This is a genomic window from Vibrio sp. D173a (assembly GCF_030248475.1).
Map to the genome: position 1 here is coordinate 1 of NZ_JAHGAH010001605.1, position 867 is coordinate 867.

The window sequence follows — 867 nt, forward strand, 5'->3', positions numbered from 1 at the left end:
AGAAACGACTCTTCCATTTCACTGAATAAGCGAGGGGATTTCTGCTGAATCACCAACACCCCAAGCACTTGCTTGCGGTGAATAATAGGGGTACCAAGAAATGAGTGGTAAACATCTTCCCCTAGTTCAGGGAAAAATTTATAGGCAGGATGCGCTGAAGCTTGCGCTAAGTTAATAGGTTCAGCACTGCGTTTAACCAAGCCAACTAAGCCTTCGTTAAACCCGATATGGATGCTGTTCCCTTCAAAAATGAGGCCTTGAATTGCCATCAACTCAAGGCGCTGCATATCATTGTTGGCTAAGTACACAGTGCAGCACTCAGTCTGCATCGCGCTGCACGTCTCTTTAACTAAAATATCCAATGCGGTTGAGACATCTTCAACCCTAGATACGTGTTCAACTATTTCCCTTAGTTGACTGAGCATGCTTAACCTCTACGCTGTTTGCGTTTTCCTTTTATTTTTCGCTCTTTAAATGGCATAGCTAAAGAAGCGAACTCTTTCATTGCACGACGGTAAACATCTCGCTTGAAAGAAACAACTTGTCGAACTGGGTACCAGTAACTTACCCAACGCCAACCATCAAACTCAGGTGTACTTCCGCGCTGCATGTTAATACGCGACTCATCGCAGTCTAAACGCAGAAGAAACCACTTCTGTTTTTGTCCAATACAGACAGGTTTTGAATCCCATCGAACCAGTCGTTTGGGTAGCTTATAGCGTAACCAATGACGACTTGTCGCGACGATCTTTACATCCTTTTTGGTAAGGCCAACCTCTTCATATAACTCACGGTACATTGCCTGTTCCGGAGTTTCACCTTCATCGATTCCCCCTTGAGGGAATTGCCATGAATGTTGCCCGTATC

The 867-nt window shown here is 44.8% G+C and carries 2 protein-coding genes; both read right to left on the reverse strand.

What is annotated here, in order from left to right; all coding sequences use genetic code 11:
- On the reverse strand, window positions 1-425 hold a 425-nt coding region (locus KIV40_RS35070; RefSeq protein ID WP_285354091.1), incomplete at its 3' end, for a GAF domain-containing protein.
- 2 nt (window positions 426-427) lie between these two features.
- Window positions 428-867 (reverse strand): RNA pyrophosphohydrolase (gene rppH, locus KIV40_RS35075; RefSeq protein ID WP_285354093.1); only part of this gene is annotated, 440 nt, incomplete at its 5' end.